Source organism: Candidatus Palauibacter australiensis (assembly GCA_026705295.1).
GTDB lineage: Bacteria > Gemmatimonadota > Gemmatimonadetes > Palauibacterales > Palauibacteraceae > Palauibacter > Palauibacter australiensis.
Genome location: JAPPBA010000136.1, coordinates 61,854 through 68,381 on the forward strand (window position 1 = coordinate 61,854; position 6,528 = coordinate 68,381).

5 protein-coding genes are annotated in these 6,528 nt (G+C 68.2%); 3 read left to right on the forward strand and 2 right to left on the reverse strand.

Going from position 1 to position 6,528, the window contains the following annotated elements:
- Nucleotides 1-9 precede the first annotated feature (9 nt).
- A complete protein-coding gene (locus OXN85_11265; GenBank protein ID MCY3600532.1) occupies nt 10-990 on the reverse strand; it encodes an alcohol dehydrogenase catalytic domain-containing protein in 981 nt (326 codons plus the stop codon).
- The gene (locus tag OXN85_11270) at nt 987-2,231 is read right to left on the reverse strand and encodes a phosphoenolpyruvate kinase (protein MCY3600533.1); all 1,245 of its coding nucleotides are present in this window, start codon (nt 2,229-2,231) and stop codon (nt 987-989) included. Before OXN85_11270 ends, OXN85_11265 begins: the two co-directional genes overlap by 4 nt.
- A 172-nt stretch (nt 2,232-2,403) precedes the next feature.
- Between OXN85_11270 and OXN85_11275 the strand changes: the two genes are divergently transcribed.
- The 3 genes from OXN85_11275 to OXN85_11285 form a co-directional block, all read left to right on the forward strand.
- Entirely contained in the window at nt 2,404-4,242 is a 1,839-nt protein-coding gene (locus tag OXN85_11275) for an FAD-dependent oxidoreductase (protein MCY3600534.1), read from the forward strand.
- Between the two features lie 24 nt (nt 4,243-4,266).
- Entirely contained in the window at nt 4,267-6,111 is a 1,845-nt protein-coding gene (locus tag OXN85_11280; GenBank protein MCY3600535.1) for a 2-oxoacid:acceptor oxidoreductase subunit alpha, read from the forward strand.
- A partial coding sequence (locus tag OXN85_11285; GenBank protein MCY3600536.1) for a thiamine pyrophosphate-dependent enzyme occupies nt 6,108-6,528 on the forward strand: 421 nt, incomplete at its 3' end. The genes OXN85_11280 and OXN85_11285, both read left to right, overlap by 4 nt.

The window sequence follows — 6,528 nt, forward strand, 5'->3', positions numbered from 1 at the left end:
CGTCCGGGGTCAGGGGACGAGAAGCACCTTCGCGACACCCGGCTCCGCCGCCCGGCTGAATGCCTCCGGGGCGTCGGAGAGCGGCAGCCGGTCGTCGATCAGATCGCGCACCTCGAAGTCTCCGCGCTCCAGCGCCGCCAGGGCGTCCTCGAAGGGCCCGCACCGGGACCCGAGCAGTCGTATCTCATCTACCACAACGGATGAGATGTCGATGGATAACTCGTTTGTGTGCGTGCTCTTGAGAATTACTGTTCCGCGTGGTCGAACGGCCCGGCGGGCGACGGCGAAGCCCGCCGCTGCACCGCTACATTCGACGACGAGATCGTAGGCCGCTTCCTCCACGGCGGTGGCCGGCCCGGCGGCGAGCCCGGCCGCGCGAGCCCGCGCCAGGTTGCGCTCCGACCGCCCGGCGACCTCCAGCCCCGGCAACCGAATCGCCAGCGCCCGCGCCACGAGTTGCCCCAGCCGGCCCGCACCCACGACGAGCGCCCGGGTCACGCGACCGTGCTCGATCTCGCGCCCGACCTGCCGCAGGACGCGGCAGGCAGCCGCAACCGGTTCTGCGAACACGGCAACCTCGTCCGGAAGCGCCTGCGGCACGCGGTGCAGGTTCGAGACCGGCGCCCGCAGCCATTCGGCGAACGCGCCATCACGCCCGTGGATGCCGATCGCCTCGCGGCGAAGGCAGTGCGTCGGCCGGCCGTTCGCGCAACTGCGGCAGAGCGGCTCGGCATGTCGCGAGCGGCAGGTGACGTTGATCTCCGCCACGACCCGCGCCCCGACCCACTCGGGCGACCCCTCCTCGACGCGTCCGACGAACTCGTGCCCCGGAATCCCCGAGAAGCCGCGGTATCCACGCAGCAACTCCAGGTCCGTCCCGCAGATTCCCGCCATCGAGACCCTGATGATGGCCTCTCCGGGCTCGAGAGGGGGCCGCGGGAGGTCGTCGCGTATGCGGACCCTGCCGCCGTCGATCCAGGCCGCGATCACCCGCGGCGCCGCTCGAGGATCGCGCGGAACGACCGCGTTTCGAGTTCCGCGGCGGTGAGACCGGAGCGGGCCGCCTCCTCCGCCGTCAGGGCGCCGGTCGCGAGCCCTCGGAGGAAGAAGTTCAGAAGGCCCTGGCCCGAGGCTTCGTCGTCGAACACCGACCCCGTGAGGACGGCCTGCCCCGCGACGGCCACGAAGCGGTCGAGCCGGCTCGCCGCCGCGTCCAGACCCTCGAGGAAGAACGAGAATACGGCCGCGAAGCGGGAGACGAGCTGTGCGGGGTGGAGGTCCCAGCCCTGGTAGAACCCCTGGCTCAGAGACCGCCGGACATCGGAGTAATGCAGGCGCCATGCGCCGTGCACGACCGCCAGGTTCTCCACCCGCTCGGCCGGTGAGAGCGCCGTCTCTCCGCGATGCGGTTCGACGGGCAGCACGTTCGTCGCCCCATCCGAAAGCTGGACGCCGGTCCCGGCGAGCGAGAGCTGCAGGAGCTGCCTCGCCAGGTCGCACAACGGGTGCGCCAGCGTCTGGTCTTCCGCCGCGACCGCCACGGCGCCCGTGAGGTCGTACGCTCCGAGATGCACGGTGCGGCACCGCCCGCCCGCCGCCGCGACAAGCTCCGGCACGGCGATCCGTCCATCCGGCGCCACGAGCGACTGCGGCGTCTCGATCATGAGGTCGATCGCCACACGCTCCTCCGGCAGACCGAGCGTCGTCTCGAGCCGACTCAGGGCCGCCGTGAGCCGTTCCACCTGCCCGGCCGCGATGATCTTGGGAAGGAGCACCGTGAACCCGTCCGGCAGGTCGCGCCCGCTCCGCGCGAACGCGGCAAGGAAGAGTTCGAGCGTACGCAACGCCCGCCCCCCGGTGATCTCATCCAGCGACTTGATGCGGATGCCAAGCGAGGGCGGGAGACTGCCGGCCGCGGCTCCCGCCGCGACCTCCCTTGCCGCCGTGGCCGCCGCCTCATCTTCCTCCGCCTCGGACCGGACGCCGAACCCATCCTCGAAGTCGATCAGAAAGCACTCGACCGGCTCCCGTTCGAGCTTGGCGCGCACTCGCCGGCGCACCGCTTCCGCGGTCCCGGGGGGAAGGCGATTTCCGAGGGCCTCCCGCAGAGCGGCCGGGTCCGGCGCGTACCGGTCCAGGTAGCGTCCGGCGATCCGTCCGAGCTTGGCCGCCGTATCTCGTCGGAAGAGGTGAGCCCCGCCGACAACCGTGTGCACGGGCTGTTTCTGCATGGGCTCAACTTCCGCGGCTCCGGCCGCCGCAGCAACGAGCTGGCCGCCGGCACCCGAAAAACTGGCGACAACTCCCCTCGTCCCCTAGGATTGCGGGCGGTTATCTCACCAAGCGACTCACGGTTCGGGGAGCCGTGGGGCCTGTCGGGCGGGGTCGGCCCGAGGAGAGACGGTGGAGCCAACGAACGTCGAGAATCCCGACTACTACCACAAAGTCGTGGATTGCCAGTGGGCCTGCCCGGCCCACACCAACGTACCGGGCTACATCCGGCTCATCGCCCAGGAACGGTACGACGACGCCTACATGCTCAACTGGGAGTCGAACGTCTTTCCGGGCATCCTCGGCCGGACGTGCGACCGCCCCTGCGAGCCCGCATGCCGGCGCGTGAGAGTCGAGGAGAAGCCGGTCGCGATCTGTCGCCTCAAGCGCGTCGCCGCCGACCTCAGGGGCGACATCACGCCCCGCTTCCCGGAGATCCCGAAGCAGAAGAACGGGAAGAGGATCGCCTGCGTGGGCTCGGGCCCCGCGTCGCTGACCGTCGCCCGCGACCTCATGCCCCTCGGCTACGAGGTCACGATCTTCGAGAAGAACGACCGGCCCGGCGGCCTCATGTGGACGAACATTCCACAGTTCCGCCTGCCCCCCGAGGTGCTGTGGGAGGAGATCGACTACATCCTCGACATGGGCGTGGACATTCGCTACAACGCGCCCGTCGAAAGCATGAAGTGGCTGCTGGAGCAGGGGTTCGACGCCGTCTTCGTCGGTTCCGGCGCTCCGCGCGGCAAGGAGCTGCGCCTGCCGGGCCGGTACGACACGGACCACATCTACATCGGCATCGACTGGCTGGAATCCGTCGCCTTCGGGCACACGAACTCGATCGAGGAGAACGTGCTCGTCATCGGGGTCGGGAACACCGCGATGGACTGCTGCCGCACCTCGAAGCGGATCGGCGGAACGAACGTCAAGGTCATGGCCCGCAAGTCGAAGCCGTACTTCAAGGCCTCCCCCTGGGAGCTGGAGGACGCGGAAGAAGAACTCGTCGACATCGTCGAGAACCACTCGCCCACGGAGTTCGTCGTCGAGGACGGCGTCCTCAGGGGGATGAACTTCGACATCGTGGAATGGCACGAGAACGACCAGGGACGGCTCGTCGCGACGAAGCTCGACGAAGCGTTCTTCCCGGCGGAGGCCGTCATCCTCGCCATCGGGCAGGAGACCGCCTTCCCCTGGATCGAGGACGATGCGGGGATCGAGTTCAACAAGTGGCGAGAAGCGGTCGTCGACCGCACGACGTTCATGTCGACGCGCGAGGGCGTCTTCTTCGGCGGCGACGCGGCGTGGGGCCCCGAGAACATCATCTGGGCGGCCGAGCACGGGCATCAGGCGGCGATCTCCATCCACGCCTACTGCAGCGGCGAGGACATCCGCAAGCGTCCGCCCGAGCACATGAACCTCGTGAGCGCCAAGATGGGGCTCCACGAGTGGAGCTACTCGAACGACTACGAGTACGCGGCCCGGCGGAAGATGCGGCACGTCCGCCTGGAGCAGCGCCTCCAGAGCATCGCGACGGAAGTCGAGGAGGGGTTCGATCTCGAGCAGACGCTGACCGAGGTCGAGCGCTGCCTGAACTGCGACATTCAGACGCACTTCACGGGGAGCCTGTGCATCGAGTGTGACGCCTGCATCGACATCTGTCCCCTCAGTTGTCTCACGATCACGCACAACGGGGAGGAAGCGGATCTCCGCACGCGGCTGCTGGCGCCCGCCGAGAACACGGAACAGGACATCTACGTCTCCGAGGCGCTGCCGCAGACGGCGCGCGTCATGGTGAAGGACGAGGACCTCTGCATCCACTGCGGGCTGTGCGCGGAGCGCTGTCCGACGGCGGCCTGGGACATGCGGACCTTCGATCTGCTCAAGCCGTACGCGGGACAGGACGCGGACCATCCCTACTCGGGGATGGGAATCGAGGAGATGGCGCCGGGCGGCTTCGTTTCGGTGGCTCCCTGACGGAATGGCCGACATGAAGCCGACATGAAGGCCGACAGGAAGACGGACCGCGTGAACGACTTCGCGCTCAAGATCGGCACCGTGAACGGCACCGGCTCCGCGAGCGCCAACGGCCTCATCATGCAGTCGATCTTCCGGATGGGGGTTCCGGTGTCCGGGAAGAACGTCTTCCCCTCGAACATCCAGGGCCTTCCCACCTGGTACGAGATCCGCGTGAACCGGTCGGGCCACGTCGCGCGCACGCCGGACTTCGACCTCATCGTGGCGATGAACCCGGAGACCTACGCGCAGGACATCGAGGAACTCGTCCCCGGCGGCTGGCTGCTGTACGACTCGAGCTGGCCCATGGCGGATACGCTCCGGCGCGACGAGGTGACCTTCCTCGGCGTCCCGCTGGCCGAGATGTGCGTGAAGAGCTTCGACGGCGGGCGCACGCGCATCCTGATGAAGAACATCGCCTACACGGGCGCGCTCGCCGCCCTCCTCGACATCGACATGGATGTGATCCGGGGACTGCTCGAGGAGACCTTCGGCGAGAAGAAGCGTCATCTCCTCGATGCGAACTTCAAGGCGATCCGGCTCGGCTACGACTATGCGGCCGAGAATTTCGAGTGCCCCCTGCCGATCCGGCTCGAGGGCATGGATGCCACGCGCGAATCGATTCTGATCGACGGGAACACGGCGGCGGCGCTCGGTTGCGTCTATGCGGGCGCGACGGTCGCGGCCTGGTATCCGATCACGCCCTCGACCTCGCTCGTCGACGCCTTCACGGCCTATTGCCGGCGTCTGCGCGTGGAGGAGGAGACAGGGCGGAGCAAGGCGGCGATCCTGCAGGCGGAAGACGAACTGGCGGCGGCCGGCATCGCGATCGGCGCGGGGTGGGCCGGAGCCCGCGCATTCACGGCCACGAGCGGGGCGGGCATCTCGCTCATGACGGAGTTCATCGGGCTCGCGTACTACGCCGAAGTCCCCTGTGTGTTCTTCGACGTCGAGCGCGTCGGCCCGTCGACCGGGATGCCGACGCGCACCCAGCAGGGCGACATCCTCCTCTGCGCCTACGCCTCGCACGGGGACACGAAGCACCTCTGCCTCTACCCGAAGGATCCGGCGGAGTGCTTCGATTTCAGCGTGCAGGCGTTCGATCTCGCGGAACGCTTCCAGACGCCCGTCTTCGTGCTCTCCGACCTCGACATCGGGATGAACGACTGGGTCGTGCCCCGCTTCCGGTGGGACGACGGGTACAGGCCGGATCGCGGGAAGGTGCTCGACGCGGAGGCGCTCGCGGAGGTCGAGACCTTCTACCGGTACCTGGACGTGGACGGTGACGGGATCCCGTATCGTACGATTCCGGGCGAGGATCCGAAGGGCGCCTACTTCACGCGCGGCTCCGGCCACACGAAATACGGCAAGTACACGGAGGACCCGGACGAATACCAGGAGGTCATCGACCGCATCGCCGAGAAGATCGACCGTGCGGCGGAGGCGGTGCCTCCCCCGGAGATCCGCTCGCGGCCGGACGCGCGGCACGGACTCATCACGCTGGGCGCCTGCGACGGTGCGGTGCGCGAAGCCATCGAGCGCATGGAGGCGGAGGACGGGCTCCGGCTCGACTACATGCGGATCCGCGGGTTTCCGTTCGCCGCCGAGGTCGGACGCTTCATCGAGGCCCACGACCTCAACATCGTCATCGAACAGAACCGGGACGCGCAGTTGAAGTCGCTCCTCACGCTGGAGACGCCGGCCTCGAAGGAACGGCTGACCTCGATCCTCCGCTACGGAGGGCTCCCGCTGAGTGCACGCCACGTCATCGCGGGTGTGAAGGATCGCCTCGGTCTCGCGGCGGAGACCGCCGAAGGAGTGGGTGCATGACGTACATCGCCAAGCCGCGGGTCTTTCATCCGAGTCTGGAGAAGAACGAACTGGGGCTCACGCGTCGCGACTACGAGGGCGTGATGTCCACGCTGTGCGCGGGATGTGGCCACGATTCCGTCACCGCGGCGCTGATCGAGGCGGCGTGGGAACTCGCGATCCCCACGCACCGGGCCGCGAAGATGAGCGGGATCGGCTGCTCGTCAAAGACGACCGCCTACTTCATGTCCGAATCCCACGGCTTCAACAGCGTGCACGGGCGGATGCCGTCGGTGGCGAGCGGGGCGAACGCCGCGAACCGCGACCTCGTCTATATCGGCGTCTCCGGAGACGGGGACTCGCTCTCGATCGGACTCGGACAACTGTGCCATGCGGTGCGGCGCAACCTCAATCTCCTCTACATCATCGAGAACAACG